General features: G+C 62.1%; 16 protein-coding genes, 1 tRNA gene and 1 pseudogene. 10 read left to right on the top strand and 8 right to left on the bottom strand.

Translation table 11 applies throughout. The features are described from left to right. Positions 1-99: 99 nt before the first annotated feature. From CQ13_RS13620 to CQ13_RS13610, 3 genes and pseudogenes are all read right to left on the bottom strand, one after another. Positions 100-351 carry an exodeoxyribonuclease VII small subunit gene (locus CQ13_RS13620; RefSeq protein ID WP_028346794.1) on the bottom strand — a complete coding sequence of 84 codons (252 nt, stop codon included), beginning with the start codon at positions 349-351 and terminating at the stop codon, positions 100-102. A gap of 127 nt (positions 352-478) precedes the next feature. After that, on the bottom strand, positions 479-1,405 hold the full coding sequence (locus tag CQ13_RS13615) for a histone deacetylase family protein (RefSeq protein ID WP_057843364.1): 927 nt from the start codon (positions 1,403-1,405) through the stop codon (positions 479-481). 87 nt (positions 1,406-1,492) lie between these two features. Beyond that, positions 1,493-3,158, bottom strand: a pseudogene (locus CQ13_RS13610) (bifunctional metallophosphatase/5'-nucleotidase). 158 nt (positions 3,159-3,316) lie between these two features. On the opposite strand from CQ13_RS13610, the gene CQ13_RS13605 reads away from it, so the two are divergent. From CQ13_RS13605 to vapC, 3 genes are all read left to right on the top strand, one after another. Further along, positions 3,317-4,255, top strand: a complete 939-nt coding sequence (locus CQ13_RS13605; protein WP_057843363.1) for a ring-cleaving dioxygenase — start codon at positions 3,317-3,319, stop codon at positions 4,253-4,255. Between the two features lie 151 nt (positions 4,256-4,406). Beyond that, complete coding sequence (locus CQ13_RS13600; protein ID WP_057843362.1) at positions 4,407-4,610, top strand: type II toxin-antitoxin system VapB family antitoxin; 204 nt, start codon at positions 4,407-4,409, stop codon at positions 4,608-4,610. After that, positions 4,607-5,011, top strand: a complete 405-nt coding sequence (gene vapC / locus CQ13_RS13595; protein ID WP_057843361.1) for a type II toxin-antitoxin system VapC family toxin — start codon at positions 4,607-4,609, stop codon at positions 5,009-5,011. Before CQ13_RS13600 ends, vapC begins: the two co-directional genes overlap by 4 nt. A 101-nt stretch (positions 5,012-5,112) precedes the next feature. Here vapC and CQ13_RS13590 read toward each other — a convergent pair whose 3' ends face one another. Then, complete coding sequence (locus CQ13_RS13590; protein ID WP_057843360.1) at positions 5,113-5,328, bottom strand: hypothetical protein; 216 nt, start codon at positions 5,326-5,328, stop codon at positions 5,113-5,115. Between the two features lie 728 nt (positions 5,329-6,056). On the opposite strand from CQ13_RS13590, the gene CQ13_RS13580 reads away from it, so the two are divergent. Next, positions 6,057-7,190: a hypothetical protein gene (locus CQ13_RS13580; protein ID WP_156433655.1), complete on the top strand. Its 1,134-nt coding sequence runs from the start codon at positions 6,057-6,059 to the stop codon at positions 7,188-7,190. A 57-nt stretch (positions 7,191-7,247) separates the two neighbouring features. On the opposite strand, the gene CQ13_RS45595 is transcribed toward CQ13_RS13580, so the two are convergent. Then, the gene (locus tag CQ13_RS45595) at positions 7,248-8,561 is read right to left on the bottom strand and encodes a D-alanyl-D-alanine carboxypeptidase family protein (protein WP_245309168.1); all 1,314 of its coding nucleotides are present in this window, start codon (positions 8,559-8,561) and stop codon (positions 7,248-7,250) included. Positions 8,562-8,761: 200 nt separating this feature from the next. After that, positions 8,762-10,543, bottom strand: coding sequence for an acyl-CoA dehydrogenase family protein (locus CQ13_RS13570; protein WP_057843357.1), 1,782 nt, complete (start codon positions 10,541-10,543; stop codon positions 8,762-8,764). 275 nt (positions 10,544-10,818) lie between these two features. Between CQ13_RS13570 and CQ13_RS13565 the strand changes: the two genes are divergently transcribed. Beyond that, positions 10,819-10,893 (top strand) — tRNA-Gln (locus tag CQ13_RS13565). A gap of 7 nt (positions 10,894-10,900) precedes the next feature. On the opposite strand, the gene CQ13_RS13560 is transcribed toward CQ13_RS13565, so the two are convergent. After that, positions 10,901-11,908, bottom strand: coding sequence for a hypothetical protein (locus CQ13_RS13560; RefSeq protein WP_156433654.1), 1,008 nt, complete (start codon positions 11,906-11,908; stop codon positions 10,901-10,903). A gap of 622 nt (positions 11,909-12,530) precedes the next feature. Between CQ13_RS13560 and CQ13_RS13550 the strand changes: the two genes are divergently transcribed. After that, entirely contained in the window at positions 12,531-12,806 is a 276-nt protein-coding gene (locus CQ13_RS13550) for a hypothetical protein (RefSeq protein WP_245309167.1), read from the top strand. 295 nt (positions 12,807-13,101) lie between these two features. On the opposite strand, the gene CQ13_RS44385 is transcribed toward CQ13_RS13550, so the two are convergent. After that, positions 13,102-13,563, bottom strand: coding sequence for a hypothetical protein (locus CQ13_RS44385; RefSeq protein ID WP_197427328.1), 462 nt, complete (start codon positions 13,561-13,563; stop codon positions 13,102-13,104). Between the two features lie 132 nt (positions 13,564-13,695). Here CQ13_RS44385 and CQ13_RS13540 point away from each other — a divergent pair, with 132 nt between their 5' ends. The 4 genes from CQ13_RS13540 to CQ13_RS13525 all read left to right on the top strand — a co-directional run bounded on the left by CQ13_RS13540 (position 13,696) and on the right by CQ13_RS13525 (position 17,222). After that, complete coding sequence (locus CQ13_RS13540) at positions 13,696-15,135, top strand: virulence-associated E family protein (protein WP_197427327.1); 1,440 nt, start codon at positions 13,696-13,698, stop codon at positions 15,133-15,135. A 468-nt stretch (positions 15,136-15,603) separates the two neighbouring features. Beyond that, positions 15,604-16,362, top strand: coding sequence for a terminase small subunit (locus tag CQ13_RS13535; RefSeq protein ID WP_082637472.1), 759 nt, complete (start codon positions 15,604-15,606; stop codon positions 16,360-16,362). Positions 16,363-16,374: 12 nt separating this feature from the next. After that, positions 16,375-16,647, top strand: coding sequence for a hypothetical protein (locus CQ13_RS13530; protein WP_057843352.1), 273 nt, complete (start codon positions 16,375-16,377; stop codon positions 16,645-16,647). Continuing rightward, the gene (locus CQ13_RS13525; protein WP_057843351.1) at positions 16,647-17,222 is read left to right on the top strand and encodes a hypothetical protein; all 576 of its coding nucleotides are present in this window, start codon (positions 16,647-16,649) and stop codon (positions 17,220-17,222) included. Before CQ13_RS13530 ends, CQ13_RS13525 begins: the two co-directional genes overlap by 1 nt. Position 17,223 lies beyond the last annotated feature (1 nt).

Genomic DNA, 17,223 nt, shown 5'->3' with positions numbered 1-17,223 from the left:
AAGAACTAATTCGGCTGGTCCGCCTCCCACGGCCGGGGCCGCGGAATTTGCTCAATATTCCCGATTGTTGCGCGAACCCCGAAAGACCAGACGGCAGGCTTACTGCACGTCGAGCGGCTCGGTCCCCGTGACCTGGCCGTTCGCATCGGTCGTGATCTTGTCGACGCGGGCCTCTGCCTGCCGCAGCAATTCTTCGCAGCGGCGCTTGAGCGCCTCGCCACGTTCGTAGATCGCGACCGATTCCTCCAGCGGCACCTTACCGTCCTCGAGCCGTTTCACGATCGATTCAAGCTCCTCGATCGCCCGCTCGAAGGAGAGTTTTTTGACGTCCATCTGGTTATTTTCGGCCATATCGAGTTCCCGAATGCGCCCGTTCAGGCGGAATCAAACTATAGCGTTTCAAGCGACGTAGGTACCGGCTCCGCACGTAGAAAACGCGGCAAAACAAAGGGCTTCACAAATCTATTGTGGCAGGGATTTACGCGCCCATCAGCGCCGTGACATGCGCCGCCACCGACTCTTTCAGCCCCTGCAGGTCGTAGCCGCCCTCCAGCACCGAGACAACCCGCCCGCCGGCGCTATGGTCCGCCACATCCATCAGCTTGCGGGTGACCCAGCCGAAATCGTCCGCCTTCAGGTTGAGCGAGGCCAGCGGATCGCGGTAGTGCGCGTCGAAGCCTGCGGAGATGATGATCAGTTCCGGCGAGAACTTCTGCAATTGCGGCAGGATCAGGTTTTCGAACGCGGCGCGGAATTTTGCGCTGCCGTCTTCGGAAGCCAGCGGCGCATTGACGATGGTATCATGTTCGCCGCGCTCGCCGCTGGCGCCGGTGCCCGGAAACAGCGGCATCTGGTGCGTCGAGCAATACATCACGGTCGGATCGTGCCAGAAGATGTCCTGCGTGCCGTTGCCGTGATGGACGTCGAAATCGACGATCGCGGCGTGACCAATGCCGTATTTGCGCTGGGCGTGACGTGCAGCGATGGCGACATTGTCGAAGAAGCAGAAGCCCATCGGCTTCGAGACCTCGGCATGATGGCCGGGCGGGCGCACCGCGACGAAAGCATTCTGATGGGTTCCGGACATCACCGCGTCCGTCGCAGCCACCGCGCCGCCGACGCCGCGCATCACCGCTTCCCAGGTGCCCGGCGACATCGAGGTATCGCCGTCGATATAGATCATCCCGCTCTGAGGGGCGATGTGGCGGAGTTCGCCGACATAATGTTCGCCGTGGCACAGCATGACCGAATCAAGACTGCCTTCGGGCGCTTCGCCGCGCGTGAGCGGCTTGAAGCGCTCTTCCCCCAGCACCTCGGCGACCGCGCGCAGCCGGTCCGGGCGCTCGGGGTGCCCCGGAGGCGTGACATGGTCGAGACAGGCGGTATGGGTCAGAAGCAGTGTCATGCAAAATCCTGGCGTTAGGGCGCGCCGGTAAGGAGCGGCTAATCTAGGCTCTTGAGGGCCGCTCGGAAAGGCCTCCGGCCTTTCCGCTCAGTTGATCCTGGTGATGCGATCGGCAGCGGTCGGGCTGACCGGGCTGTTTGCCGCAAAATAGGCGTACAGCGCGTCGACGTCGTAGATGCCGACCTGCGGTGCGGTTCCTTGCGTGAGCACGGTGAATCCGTCGCCGCCGACGAAAAGGAAATTGTTGACGGTGACGCGATAACTCGCGGCCGGATCGATCGGTCGCCCGTTCAGCATCATCCGCTCGGGCAGCACGCGTTCACCGTCAGGCTTGGTCGCGTCCCACGCATAGGCGAATCCCTTCGACACCTGCAGGATCCGCGGGCGCTTCGGATCGAGCCATTGCTGCTCCAGCATGTCCTTGATCTGCTTGCCCGTGAGCGTCAGCGTCACAAGCTGATTGCGGAACGGCTGGCTGGCGAACACGTCGCCATAGGTCACCGCGCCATCTTCCTTCCGCGTTACGTCGGCGCGCACGCCGCCGGGATTGGTGAACGCGATGACCGCGCCGCCTTTCGTCTCGCTGCTGGTCGCGGCGAGTTGCGCATCTGCGATGATGTCGCCGAGCGGGCTCTCGCCGGCGGCATTCGGCACGCGCGACAGTGTTGCCGTCACCGAGCCCGCCGGACGGTTGGCGATCGGCGCGGCCAGCCGGTCATAGGATTCGATCAGCGCGGTCTGTTGGGCGTCCTTCGCCAGCGTTGCGGTGCGGACGATCGTGTTGTCGGCCTTGGCGCTGATGACGTCGCGCGTGACGGGATCGAGCTTGAGATCGATCGCGGTGACGAGCGTGCCGTATTTGTCGCCGGAGGTAACGAGCCGTCCGTCGATATCGCAGACATAGGCGCGATGAGTATGGCCGGAGACCACGACATCCACCGCCTTGTCGAATTTTTTCACGATATCGACGATCGGCCCCGAAACGCCAGGGCATTCGTTGTAATCGCCGGTCGGCAATCCGCCTTCGTGGATCAGGACGACGATCGCCTCGGCGCCGCGCGCCTTCAGTTCAGGGATCAGCGCGTTCACCGTATCCGCCTCGTCGCGGAATTCCAGGTCGGCAACGCCGACAGGTGCAACGAGACCCGGCGTGCCTTTCAGCGTCAGGCCAATGAAGGCGACCGGAATGCCGTCGAACGCGCGGATTTCGTATGGAGGAAACACCGTCTTGCCGCTGCTCTTCTCGATCGTGCTGGCGGCGAGATAACCGGAATTTCGCGCCCGTAAACGGGTGCGGCCCCTGGCATTTGTCGACCGGATGGCAGCCGCCATTCTGCATGCGCAAGAGTTCGTCCTTGCCCTCGTCGAACTCATGATTGCCGACGGAGGAAAGCGCCAGCCCCATCATCGACAGCGCTTCGATCGTCGGCTCGTCATGGAACATCGCCGACAGCAATGGGCTGGCGCCGATCAAGTCGCCGGCCGCCACGAAGATCGAGTTCTTGTGCCCGTCGCGAAGCTGGCTCACCAGCGTCGCCATGTGCTCGGCGCCGCCGGCCTCGACGGTGATCTTCTTCGCCCTGTCTTCGGGATCGGCGATCGTGATTCCGCCCGGCGGCGGACGGAGGTAGCCGTGAAAATCGTTGATCGCGAGGATGCGCAGGTCCACCGGCGCGGTGGTTTGCGCGAGGGATGGCGTCGCAGGCGCGAACAAGATCAACAATGCAAGGATGGGACGGAGAAGCGAATTCATGGCACTGATCAAGTAGCTTGTTGTTATGTACGTCATTACTGCAAGCGGGGCGCGCATTCGCGCGCCCCGTCAGCTCGCAATGACGGTGGCCACATCCTACATGATCCAGCAAGAGGCCAAACTGTCCCGCCCACCGAAGTGACTACAAGGATAACGCAATGCAGCTAGGCGGAATTCATCATCTGACCGCGATCTCGGCGAAGCCGCGGGAGAATTTGGCGTTTTACACCGGCCTGCTCGGCATGCGGCTGGTGAAGAAGACCGTCAACCAGGACGACGTCAGCGCCTATCACCTGTTCTATGCGGACGGTAAAGCCAATCCCGGCACCGATCTCACCTTCTTCGATTTTCCCGCCGCGCCCGAGCGGCGCGGAACCAACTCGATCTCGCGCACCGGGCTGCGCGTCGCCGGCGAGACCCTCGGCTACTGGCGGGATCGCCTCAAGAAAGCCGGCGGCGTCACCGGCGATATCGTCGAGGTCGACGGCCGGCTGACGCTGCCGTTCGAGGATACCGAAGGCCAGCGGCTGGTGCTGGTCGACGATGGTGGCGTGGGGGAAGCTTCGCCGTGGGAGCGCAGCCCGGTGCCGGCAGAGCATCAGATCCGCGGGCTCGGTCCGATCGTGCTGACCGTGCATGAGCTGTCGCAGACCGCGTCCGTGCTGACCGAGGTCATGAACATGCGCCGCGTGCGCGAGTATGCCGCCCACGGTGCCGAGATACATGTTTTCGAGATGGGCGAAGGCGGCCCCGCGGCGGAGCTGCATGTGCTCGAAGACAAGGCCTCGCCAATCGCCCGCCAAGGTGCCGGTGGCGTCCACCATGTTGCGTTCCGTACCCCCGACGAGGCGCAGTACCACGCCTGGACGCAGCGGCTGAACGAGCTCCGCGTCCCCAATAGCGGCGAGATCGACCGCTTCTATTTCCGTAGCCTCTATTTCCGCGAGCCCAACGGCATCCTGTTCGAGATCGCCACCGACGGCCCCGGTTTTGCGACCGACGAGCCGATGGAAACGCTCGGCGAGAAACTGGCGCTGCCGCCGTTCCTGGAGCCGCGAAGGGCTGCGATCGAGGCGGGGCTGAAGCCGATTGCGTAAATTCTGTAGGATGGGTAGAGCGACTTGTCCGCCGTAGCTCAACGAGCGAAGGCGGAAGCGAAACCCATCGCCATAATTCCGTGGCGCCTTTTGTGGTGTGCGCATGTGTATAGTAGTGTCGATCTATACACATAGCGACGGAGCGCTGGCCATGCGCACCAATATCGAGATCGACGACGCGCTGATGGCGGAAGCGCAAAAAGCCTCCGGACAGCAAACCAAGAAGCAGACGGTGGAGCAGGCGCTCCGTTTGATGATCAGGCTGCGAGGTCAGCAGGAGGTCGGCAAGGCCTTCGGCAAGTACCGCTGGCGCGGCAACCTCGCCCGGAGCCGCAAGGGACGAGCGGCCGGGTGATCGTCGTCGACAGCAGCGTCTGGATCGACTTCCTCAACGGCCGCAATGCGCCGCATGTCCGGCGGCTCCGTGCGCTGCTCGGCACAGAAGAGATCGTTGTGGGCGACCTGATGCTTTGCGAGGTGCTGCAAGGTCTCGACAGCGAGCGGGCGGCGCGAGAGGTCGAAGCCCTGCTGCGCCGCTTCGAGATCGTGCCGATGGCCGGCGACGTAATCGCCACCGCCGCGGCCCGCAACTTCCGTTCACTACGCCGACGCGGCATCACGGTACGCAAGACAATCGATCTGTTGATTGGCACCTGGTGCATCGAGAATCGCCGGTCACTGCTCCACAACGACAGCGATTTCCGGCCCATGGCGCGGTATCTGGGGCTCTCGAGGTGCCAGCGCAGGTGGCGCTAGCCGCGCCGCGAGAAGGCGAGATCATGCTTACGAACGTTGACGCAAACAAGTTCGTTATATCAGGCAAACAACCGCGCCAGCGTGAGGCAGCCTGCGGCGCCTCAGGCTTCGTTCTTCGGAACGTACTTTCCGAGCACGCACTTGTAGCGCTGCAATCGCCATTCGCGATACGGGCCCTTGGCGAGCCAGTCGGCGATTCCAATCTGCGCGTTGACCGCGCAGGCGCTCATGGTGATGCCGGACTGGTCACTGGTGGTGACGATTTTTTCGAGACAGAGTTGGCTGTTGCAGAGAACGGCGACGAGAGTAACGAGCATGGCGACCTTCGTTGCTGGATATCAGTTCGTTTGGCTTGCTTGGTTCAACCTATGCAGGGTTCATGCCAGCCACGGTTCACACCGTGGTCTTCGGGGCGCCCCGTAGGGAAATCGGCCCGTAAAAATACGCACTTCAGCCCCAACGCCTTTTCTGGCGCGGCACGGAAAATAGAACGCTCAGGGAATACAGATTGCGTTGACAGTAGAGTGGCGACGCGGACGATTCGCAAAGCGTAGAACTACGGTTGCCCTGCCGGAATGGCGATGACTGTCGTCAAGCGGCAACAGTTCTGTATTGCACCGGGCGGACTCGCGATGAATTCAGATGATCGGCAGATTTCCGCTTCGAAGCGCACTTCTGACTCAATCCGGACATTGCGCCGTGTTGGTTTCGCGCTCCGTGTGCAGAGCGTTCCCTTCCGGGAGCAGGATGAGACATTCATGCAACAACCATCTTCCTAAATTCCGGAAGACGCATCGTTAAGGAGCGAATGTCTGCTGGTGCGGGTATAATCGCATCAACAGTTCGCGCAGGAGTTTTCGATGTCGAAGTTTGCGATTGGCACGCAAGCCGAACACGTCGTTGACGGTCGTCAATCGGGTACGGTTGTTGCCGCGTTTGCGGCCGTCGACGGAAGCTCCGGGTATGCTGTCGAGACGGACGGTTGTGTAGGCCGGCCGTTCACCGGAGCGAGACTGGCTTTCATACTTGCGAGGCGGGGGGCTGCATGACAGGCCGCCCGACCACGCACGCGATCTCCGCGGCCGAGCTGACGGGGGAGGGTGATGCTGCGCGCATCAGGCATCAGCTTGAGAGCCTGGCTAATGCCTCAAATCGTACGCCCAGATTAGTGGCGACACCTGCGGAAGAGATGAGCGTCGAACCATCTGACGAGGCGCCCTTGCCGGCAGCGAAGCGCAGCCGCTCCTCTTCCGCGTCCGGTCGCGCCAAGGCTAGCAAGAGTACCAAGGCCAAGGCCGCCAAGGCCAAAATAGCCGAAGACAAGACAGCCGAAGACAAGGCAGCAGACGTCAAGGCAACCGAGCTCGGTGGTGAGCCGGAGGCGCCCAACGCGCAGCTCGAGCCGCTGACGGTTTCCGTCGCGCCCATCGTGGCGGAGGCCGTTCCCGCCACGTCTACAGCCACCAGCCGCACCATTGCCCTTGTTGCAGCCCTCGCGCTGGCAACGGTCGCGGCCTATTTTTCAGTCGCCGGCATGGCCGAAATATTTCCCGGTGATCCGGTTGCCGTGATGGTGCTTGCCGCCACGATGGAGGCCGGCAAGCTCGTGATCGCGGGATGGCTGGCGGCGCATTGGCGCCGGACCAACTGGAAAATGCGCTCGGTCATGGTCGCGCTCGTTGCCGGGCTTGCGCTGATCAACGCCGCCGGCGTGTTCGGCAAATTGGTCGAGGCGCATGTCAGCGTCGCGGCCACGGCGCGCTCCGGCGTCACCGAGCGCATCGAAGCGCTGGACGCACGCGTCTCGGCGCAATCGTCTGTCGTTGCCGATTTGACCAACCGCATCGCGCAGATCGACCGTGCCGTGGATGAATCGACACGGCGGGGCCGGGTGACGCGGGCCATCAACATCGCAACACACGAGCGCGCGACACGTGACGGGCTGGATACGCAGCGCCAGACGGCCACCGCAACGCTGGTTGGACTGCAGGCGCAACGCGCGGCGCTGGCCGGCGAACGTTCGCGCATCGAGGCATCCGCCGGACCGATCCAGTATCTCGCGATGATGGTCGGTGCTGCACCCGAAGCCGCGGTTCGCTGGCTGATATTATTGATGGTGCTCTGCTGCGATCCCGCAGCGATCGCCTTGACGGTCGCTGCGGCCAGTTCGCGACGCTAGCTAAGTTAGAGAGGTCGCCGAACCCGTCATCGGCGGTAAGCGCGTTCGTTGGACCGGTTACATGGTCCTGCCTTTCGACAATTTCGCGGTTTTCGCCGGTTTTGCGGTTTTCGCCTGTTTTGCTGCCTTGTGATCGTGCCGCTTGTGATCGTGCCGTGCGGTCACACGGACGCGCTTCTTTGCGCTCGCTTGCACGTCCTGCGTCTTCGTTCCGCCGCGGCGAGAGGCATATTCCTTGCCGTCGATCGGCCCGACGTGCGGCGGATCCCTGTCGAGGTAGGGCCGTCCGATTCCAAATTCCTTGCCGTGCTCATCGATCCATTTCCAGAACTTTTCCGTGGAGACCCATCGCTGCGCCCGGCTTGCGCCGTTGACGCTCACCAGGTCAGCCGCGACTCCGCGGCCGTAGCCGCCACGCAAACTCCCGCCATGGTAGGACCGATCGCTTGCCGCCTTCAGGCCGCTGGCGATTGATTGACGGTAGTCATCGCGAAACGCGCTGGTGATGCCGGGCGACAGCCCGGCCTGCTCCGCCGCGTGGAGCATATGAAAGAGCTTTAGCTTGAAGCTCTTGTCCATGCCGCCGATCACGTAGTCCATCATGCTCATGCCGGCTCTTTCCGCGGCCTTCGGGTCCTTCCACGTAAAATCCTCGTCGACACGCCTGGTAAAGGTTTTGGTGACGGTCACCGTCTTGCCCTTCCTCTTGACCGTCACTTTCCTCCGCTCATGCACCTTGATGGCGTCGATCTTGGGCGCGCGCTCGTAGAGAGCCCACAAATAGCGATCGATGCAGGGCTCCGCGACCAGACATTCCTCGTTGATCTCGATGGTGCGCACTGCCTGCACGGCTTTGTCGGGTACAGAATCGGGCGTCATCGTCGTTGCAATCTCGGCGGAAGAAACTTCCGGCGGCAGTATCTCCGCCGGATCGGTCAGCGTGGCCACGACAACTGGTTTCGGCTCATCCGGGCCCGCGGTCGTGTCAGGAGCTTTCGACGTATCAGGAGCTTTCGTTGTGTCAGGGGCTTTCGTTGTGTCAGGCGCTTTCTCGATCACGGATGCGGTAGGGATCGGCACATCGATGGCATCGATGGCGGCGCTTGCCAGGGCGATCACAGGCGGCGTATGCGTGGGCGCGGCGGTTGCGGTGAGAGATGGCTCTTGACGTTCCACGACTGAAGGCGCGTCGGCGTTCTCGATGGAAGCAGCGGCATTCCTGGTGGAAGCGCTGATGACAGAAGCGCTGACGCGTTCGGTGGAAGCCGAATCGAAGCCAGCGGAACAAATGAGAACCCAGCTCGTTAGAGCCAGGCCCGCGAGAATGTTGATGCGGCGCTGCGCCGTCGTCGCTAATCGCCAAGGGTCCATGATCCGGCCTCCCAAGGCTCCGCATGAGCCTGATTACACAAGCACGCGACAGGGTTCATTCTTCGGATTGCGAAATCAATGCGCAACGGCCGGAGACTACGGGACTGTCTGTTTTTTCAAGGGTGTTGCCTCAAAACCACGAGCGGCACAATGGAACTTGTTGTGTATTTTTGGGACTTGCGTGCGGTACCGGCAAGGGCTTACCCCAGCAATGCCGCATCCGCGCCGTTCACCGCATCGGCACTGTCGGTCACCGTCTTCTCCAGCGAGCCCGCCTGCACGGTAATATTCTCCGCAAAGAACCGCGCGACCGTCACGTAGCGCTGCGGATCGCCGGCATCGCCATGGCTCTTCGCGGCCAGCGCTTCGCCGGCTAGCACGCAGCCGCCAAGCGTCGAGCCGAACAGGCGCAGATAAGGCGTGGCGCCGGCGAGCGCGTCGTTCGGCGCAGACGCCACGCGCTCCAGGAGCCACTTGCTGGCGCGCTCGAGCGAGCCGAGCGCCTCGCGCAGTTTCGCGCCGGTCGTGCCGAAGGCGGGATCGTTCGAGGTTTCGACCTGCTTGACGATGCCGCCGAGTTCGTCGAGCAGCGCCCACACCGATGCGCCGCCATTCGCGGCGAGTTTGCGCGTCACGAGGTCGATCGACTGGATGCCGTTGGTGCCCTCGTAGATCGAGGTGATGCGCGCGTCGCGATAATGCTGCGCGGCGCCGGTTTCCTCGATGAAGCCCATGCCGCCATGAATCTGCACGCCGAGATACGTCACCTCGTTGCCGATATCGGTGGAGAATGCCTTTGCGATCGGCGTCAGCAGCGCGCCGCGCGCGGCCGCATCGGCGCGTACCTTCGGGTCCTTGGCGCGGGCGGAGATGTCGAGCGCCACCGCCGTCGCGTAACAGATCGAGCGCGCCGCGGCCGTCATGCTGCGCATCTGCAACAGCATGCGCTTGACGTCGGGATGCACGATGATCGGGTCGAGCCCGTCGCCCTTCTTGCCGATCGCGCGGCCCTGTTTGCGCTCCTGCGCAAAGGCCAGCGCCTGCTGATAGGCGCGGTCGGCAATGCCGACGCCTTCGAGGCCAACGCCGAGGCGGGCCTGGTTCATCATCGTGAACATGCATTGCATGCCCTTGTTTTCCTCGCCGATCAGGTAACCTATCGCGCCGCCATGATCGCCCATCGTCATGGTGCAGGTGGGGGAGGCGTGCATGCCGAGCTTGTGCTCGACGCCGGACGGATAGATGTCGTTGCGCGCCCCGAGCGAGCCGTCGGCGTTGACGAGGAATTTCGGAATCAAAAACAGCGAAATCCCCTTGGTGCCCGCGGGCGCATCGGGCAGGCGCGCCAGCACGAAATGAACGATGTTGTCGGTCATGTCGTGGTCGCCATAGGTGATGAAGATTTTGCTGCCCTTGATGCGGTAGGTGCCATCGTCGGCGCGTTCGGCACGGGTGCGCAGTGCGCCGACGTCGGAGCCGGCCTGCGGCTCGGTGAGCTGCATGGTGCCGGTCCATTCGCCGGAGACGAGTTTTTGCAGATAGACCTTTTTCAGTTCCTCGCTGCCATGGGCGTCGAGCGCCTCGATCGCCGAGAGCGTGAGCAGCGGGCAGAGGCCGAAGGCGATGTTCGACGCGCTCCAGATTTCGGTGCAGGCGGCGTTGATGGCGAGCGGCAGACCCTGGCCACCAAACGCTTCTGGACCCGAAACCGCGTTCCACCCGGCGGCGGCCCAGCGCTGGTAGGCGTCCGGCCAGCCCGGCGCTGTCGTCACCTTGTTGTCGGCAAGCTTGATGCCGTGTTCGTCGCCCACCCGGTTCAGCGGCGCCAGCACGTCGCCGGCGAATTTGCCGGCTTCCTCCAGTACGGCGGCGGCGATCTCGGCGTCGAAATCGCCGTAATGGCCGGCCTTCACGGCCGCCTGCAGGCCGGCGCCGTGGTTAAGCGCGAGCAGGATATCGGAGATCGGCGCGCGGTAAGTCATGACGAAAATCTCGCTTTTTGGGTAGTGAGCTGCCGCCGTCTTCCCACGAAACCGGGGTTCTCTCAACTCTCCGGTGGGCGGTATCGGTCCCGCCCGGGCGCGAAAAACCGGCCCCGGGAGACCGGAAGCAGTGACCCTTTATAAAGGGTCAGATCGAGGGAGCTGATTTTGGGGTGAAATTCGCCCCCGCTGCCTGTTGAAATGGCGCGGCTCCCTCTATAGACCGGCGGTGCCGGATACGGATCGCATCGGTCCCGCGTCCCGGCCCGGCCTTTTGGGGCGTAGCCAAGCGGTAAGGCAGCGGATTTTGATTCCGCCATTCGGAGGTTCGATCCCTCCCGCCCCAGCCAATTGATATTATGAGGTAATCTTGCTTTGTTCGGGGGTGCCATTCCGAACGGTTTCCGGTGCCTCATTCCGAACGGAATCCCCCGGTTCGTTCTGCTCTGCCAGCCGGTGCGCATGGCGCTTGCGTGTCGCCGACAACATGCGCTTGGCAGTGCGCTTCGCGTAGCCCTCATAGGACTGCTGCGTCCTGTGCGTTGACAGCGCGCGGCCCTGGCCGTCCGTCAACTCCGCTTCCTCCAGTTCGGTCATGCCGCCATGCCGGCAGGCGTCCATGGTGAAGTGCGCCGGAAGGCCCAGCTTCTTGCGCATGCGCTGGACCTTGTGCTGCATCGTCGGGAAGGCAAACGGCTTGGCAACGCCTTTCGAGACTTCGCGCAGTATCATTGACACACCGCGTCGCGGCACTGCTGCCAACACTTCCTCGGCGTCGGCGTAGAACTTGAACACGGTGCCGTCAGGTAGCGTTTCCTCCAGAGGGTGAGGGGCGACGGTACCCGTCTTGTGATGAGCCACCCGGACGATCGTCGGCGCGCTCGGCGCGCGGTAGTCGCTCCATTTGATGTAGCCGGCGATGACGTTCTCGGGACGCTGTAGCCACTCAAAGCAGATCACGGCTACGGCGGCAACTTCCGGCTCGCCTGCGGCGATGCAGCCATGCGCAAAGTCATAGACGTCATCACGCGTGACGGCCGGCTTCGCTTTCTTTACCCGGTTTTCGAGTGTGACGCCCAACCAGGGGTTCGGCACGTCCTTTGGGAATTCGTCCGGGAACAGCCGGTGCACAACCCGCCATGCCTTGCGGCATAGCTTCACGACCTTCTCGGCCGTGCGGTCGCGACGCCCGTTCGGGCCGATGACTATTTTCTGATAGAGCTTGTCCGCGCCTCGTGGCGTGATGGTCCTGATCGGCCTAGACCCAACTCTGTCACCGCTTTTGGTGAGAGCATCACAAAGCAGGGTCATTGCCCATTCGTAGTCTCGTCGCGAGCGGACGGCCACTTTCTTGGTGTAGGCCAAGCTCTGCTTGTATTCACGGAATAGCCAATCGACGGTCCCGATCTTCGGCGCTGCGGGTGTCTCGATCGGCTGGCCCTTGCGCTGCTGATCCCATTCATCGAACAGTCTATTGAGGGTGTTTGCCTTCTCACACGCGAGCGCGAAATCAGAACCTAGAGGCTCGCTTGGAACGGGGCATTTCATGGCTCGGTATTTGGTCGGGACCTCGTAATAGTACGAGGTCGCGCCAGATTTTAGCCTCTTGATCCGAACGTGGCGGGGAAGCTGCAAAGTCACAAATCCTCTGCGATGTCTCCTGGCACGCCCGGGGCTATCGCCGCATCCAGATCGTCCCTCAGCCATAGTTTCCGCCGCCCCTCCAATACGCGTGGTTGGGGGTATTCCTTCCCAACCCTCTGTAAGAATGCCTCTATCGTGGACTCGCCGCAATAGCCGGCTGAAAGCGCGGCGCTCATGCGGCGCGGCCATGATCCTGATGGGATGGCGGCTGGTCGGGCGCGGCTCAAATTCTTCTCCGGTCGGTCGAGAATTGGGATCGACACCAGTCATGACCGGAGATGGTTGTTTTCTAGAACACCGTTGATCATCGAATAGCAATTATAAGAAACAACTATCCCAGCAGATGATCGGTGCGATCTTAATTTTCGGAGACATCCCGATGAGCAATTCGCATCATGCCGTTCGATATTTTTCACGCCGGGAGGCGTCCAGCTATTTGTTGGAGCGCCACGGCATAAGCCGATCACCTGCAACTCTCGCAACACTCGCCTGGAAGGGTGACGGCCCGATCTTTCGTAAGGATGGGCCACGCCGCGCCATTTATACAGATATCGATCTCGATGCGTTTGCGGCGTCAGTCTTGTCCAAGCCGATGCGCTCGACCAGCGAAGCCGCCTGACCCGCAACCGCCGAGGGCAACGAAAAGCCCCCGGCGATTTCTCACCGAGGGCGGGTCTGTTTCCGAAAATCGCTACGTGGCAGTTGCGATATTCGCACAACGGCGCGCCCCTTGCAACCATGTAAGGGCACACACAATGAACGCGCACTGTCGTTCAATCGAAGATTGGACCGTCACCGATATCGATCCGTTCGATACGCTCGATCCGCGCATCGCGGACAAAGCGAGGCGACTTCACCGAGTACATAAGTGGGTATTCTTCCCAAAGGGCTGGATCACTGAACCGGGCGGGTCGCTATTGATTTTCGACGGGCGGCTCTATCCGCTGTGTCGCAAGCGGCCAGACGGCACGGTGGTTATCCTGCCGATGGTTGAGTTCGGCCACCCGCCTCTCTTCACGCTCAGAAGGCCGCGCTTTCTGTATAGTGGAATTGACCATCCCTGCGAGGACGAAGGAACGCAACAGCGCTTGATTGGCGTGGTTCAGCGCCTCGGCTTGGAGGAAGAAGTCTACCGTCGTTATGACGCGCTCCATCGAGAGCTCGCGGCGCGCCGCAGAAACTTCCGACGACTTACCTGCAGGCGATGATCGAAGATGAATGCGCCTATTGAAACTCTCCCGCTCTACGGGTTGGATACGCTCGGCGATGCCCGGCAGGTGATCGTCGTCGGGACCGAGCAGGGCCGCGACGCGCTGGCAGGGGAGACGGCGCGGACGGTCCTGTCCTGGGCGGGCGGAACGCAAGGCGTCAAGCATACCGATTGGACGCCGCTGCGCGGGCGCAACGTCGTGATCTGGCCGGCCGCTGATAGGTCAGCCGATGAGATCGCAAACATCCTGACCGGGCTCAAATGCACCGTGCGCGTCATGGTCGCAGCAGATGAGCCCGTGATCCAGGTCGCCGACGCGATCCGTGACGGCTGGGACAAGGCCCGGCTCGACACGTTCATGCGCGACACCGTTCGCCCGTGGTCGCCGCCCAAGCCGCCTGCGCCAGAGAAGGCCGCCGACATGCCTCCGGCTCCTGCCGGTCCCTTCGTGCAGACTGTAGCGACAAAGCCCGCCCTAGTCACCGAGATCGTGCCGTCTAAACGGGACGCCGCGCCTAACGGTCGGGTCAGTCAGATACTCGGGGTCGAACGGTTCGACGTCGAACTTGAGCAATGGCTGATAGATCGCAAGTGGCTCGTAAAGCTGAACCGCCTATCCGGCGAACTTGAAATCCATCTCCCCGGTGGTGTCGTTCCAATGACAGATGAGCGGCTTGCCGAAATCCGGTTCACGGTCGCGTATGCGGCCAACGGCAAAGAGCCAGCAAAAGACAAGATCGCTGACGCGGTGGCGTTGATCGGCGAGCGGCGCGCGTATCACCCGGTCCGCGACTACCTTGCCGGCCTTCGTTGGGACGGTGTGGAGCGGCTTGATGCCTGGCTAATTGACTACGCTGGCGCTGACGACACGCCGCTCAATCGGGCGTTCGGCCGCAAAATTCTCTCTGCGGCTGTCCGTCGTGTGATGCAACCCGGTTGCAAGTTCGACGCCATGCTTGTCCTTGAAGGTGCTCAGGACCTGGGAAAGTCATCCCTCATCCGTGCCCTGTGCCATAACGAAAGCTGGTTCACCGATCAGCTTGAGGTTGGCGCTGACGCCAAGACGACAATCGAGAAAGCGTCCGGGGCATGGATTATCGAGATGCCCGAGCTTGACGGCATGGGCCGGCGCGACACGAACCGCGTTAAGTCGTTCATCACGACAACGCGGGACCGATCGAGGCTGGCATATGGCCGTTATGCCGTCACGCGGGATCGGCAATTTGTCCTTTTCGGCACAACCAACGAAAGCCACTACCTCAACGATCTCACCGGAAATCGCCGCTTCTGGATTGTCAGGGGCAGTCGGATTGATCCTGCTGGCATTGCGGCGATCCGCGATCAGCTCTGGGCCGAGGCCGTCGCGGCCGAACCGAACGAAGCGCTATGGCTGGATGATCCCGATCTAAAATCAGCCGCTGCGGAAATCACACGCGAGGCTTCCGATTTTGGGCCGTGGTTGGAAATCCTCGGAAGCCGCATACCGGCCGGCCCGCTCAAGATCAAGGTGGTAGATGTCTGGAAGCTCGTAGGGTTCGACAGCGCCGAGAGCATTAACAAGCTGAACAAGGCGCATCACTCTCACATAAAGGCGGCAATGGCAGGGCTCGGTTTCGATCGGAAGGATGGCGGCGTTCGCGATTTGGCCGGCCAGAACGTCAAGGCCTATGTGCGTGGCGACTTGCACCAAGCCGAATGGTGGTGCCCAGGCGATCCGCCGCCGGCAACACATTGGTGACGGCCGCGCTTGATCCGCGCGCAACGTGAACCGGCAGGGGCAGCCCTTGCCGGTTTTTTCGTGCGGGTGGTCCGCTGGTTGCCGCCTATCCACGGGCCCGATGGCTGCAACCGGTTCGCCCTGCTGAACCGGTTGCGGACCGGTTGCAGATTCCGCGAACCCGTTGCACCGCCACCGGTGCAACCGGTTGCCTCGTGAACCGGTTGCAGAAAATCCCTTGAGACATCAGGCTTGTAACCAGTGCAACCACTGCAACCGGTTATTCTATTAAAGTAGCTGCATCCCCCTTAGGCCAGCCGTATGCACAAGTATATACGCGCCTATACATTCGCTTACGGCAAGTCTTAGGAAAAAACCGGCTGCACCGGTTGCAGCCGTTGCGCCGTCAGACGTTGATAAAACTTGATCGAGTGGTGGCCACAACCATTCCGCCCCTATGCGTCGGACGTGATGACACCCGATGCACCCATGCCGGCCCTGACGCCCAAACAGCGACGCTTCGTCGAGGAATACCTGCTCGACATGTGCGCTGGCAAAGCCGCGATCCGTGCCGGCTATTCGAAGAAGACGGCAAATCAGCAGGGTCACATTTTGCTCGATCACCCTGGCATAAAAGCCGCGATCGACGCGGCGAAAATCAAGCGCTCCGAGAAAACCGAGACTGATGCCGCCTGGGTGCTCAAGCGCCTCGTTGCTGAGGCCGAGGCTGATCTTGCCGACCTCTATGACGAGAGCGGCGATCTAAAGCCGATAGACGAATGGCCCGAGATTTGGCGGCAAGGCCTCGTTGCCGGTGTCGAGATTGACGCGCTCTACGAAGGGTCGGGCGAGGATCGCAAGCAAGTCGGCCACGTAAAGAAAATCAAGTTGAGCGATCGACTGCGCCGGCTGGAACTGATCGGCAAGCATGTCCGCGTGAACGCCTTCCAGGAGCAGGTGAAGATCGCGGGCGTCGATGAGTTGGCAGAACGCCTCGCTCGCGTAAAGGCGATAGCCAATGCCGATAGGCTTGCACCGCCGGTTACTCCAGCAGCTTTGCTAGCACCGCCGGCCATGCCCGCCGCGACCGTCGTGCCCGCGTCAGAAGCTGCCCCGGCAGAGCGGGCCGAGCCTGCCGCGCCACCGCCGAAGCCGGCCTACAAGCCGATAATGCCGCCGACCCCTGAGCCGGTCATGTGGCCGTCGTTCGGCGGTACCGCCAACTCCGACTATGACCCTCTAACCTGAAAAGACACCACCATGACAACCGTATCGCAACACGCACAGAACATCGTCGCCCTTGCTGGACAGGCAGACGCGCTGATCGCACAGCTTCGCCCTATCCTGGACAGCATCGCGGCCGAGGAGAACGCGCTTCACCGTGAAGGCGTCAAGGATGGGACACCGTTTGTAAGCGGCGCTGTCTCCGGCCGGCGACGTCTCGCTCACTACGCACGCGGGCTCGTATACGAGCCGGAGCACTCGCAAACCGTGACGGAACTGGCAACGTCTGCCTGGAAGGAGTTCATCTGATGGATACGCCGTTGATGACCGTCGATCAAATCGAAGAGCAGATCGGAGCCGCTCGCGAGCGTCTTGCGGTCCTGGATCAGCAAGCGCAGTCCTTCGCACTCCCGGCCGTCGCAGGCGACCAGGATGCCGCCGCTTCGCTCGCACGCATCAATGCGGACGTTCGGCAGATTACGGCCGATGTGTCGGTGCTGGCTCGCGCAAAGCTTACGATCGAGCAGCAGCAGATGAAGGCAAGCGAAGCGGAAGTTACCGCCTATCACCTTCGCCATTTTGAGATCGCGCAGGATCACGCGGCGGCAATCGTGAAACTCGCTTCCCGCGCCGACGATCTAGTCGCCCAGTTCAAGGCGGTGTTCGCAGAAATGTCCGCAACTGAGCGCAAGATTTGGAAGGCGCTACGTGAAGCGTCCGCCCCACCCAGTGATGCTGTTGTCGGTCGGAAGAACCTCGGGCAATTCGCGATTGCCTCGCTGACCGCGTTTACGACGGGGATCGATAGGTATGGTCAGACGCGCGCGGTCGCTGACGTAGCGGCGAAGGCGTGGGCGGACCTTTTGAAAAGCGACGATATCTGAG

Origin of the sequence: Bradyrhizobium retamae, assembly GCF_001440415.1 — a bacterium.
GTDB lineage: Bacteria > Pseudomonadota > Alphaproteobacteria > Rhizobiales > Xanthobacteraceae > Bradyrhizobium > Bradyrhizobium retamae.
Note: the sequence above shows the minus strand (reverse complement) of the source record. Positions and strands in the feature narration are given on the sequence as shown.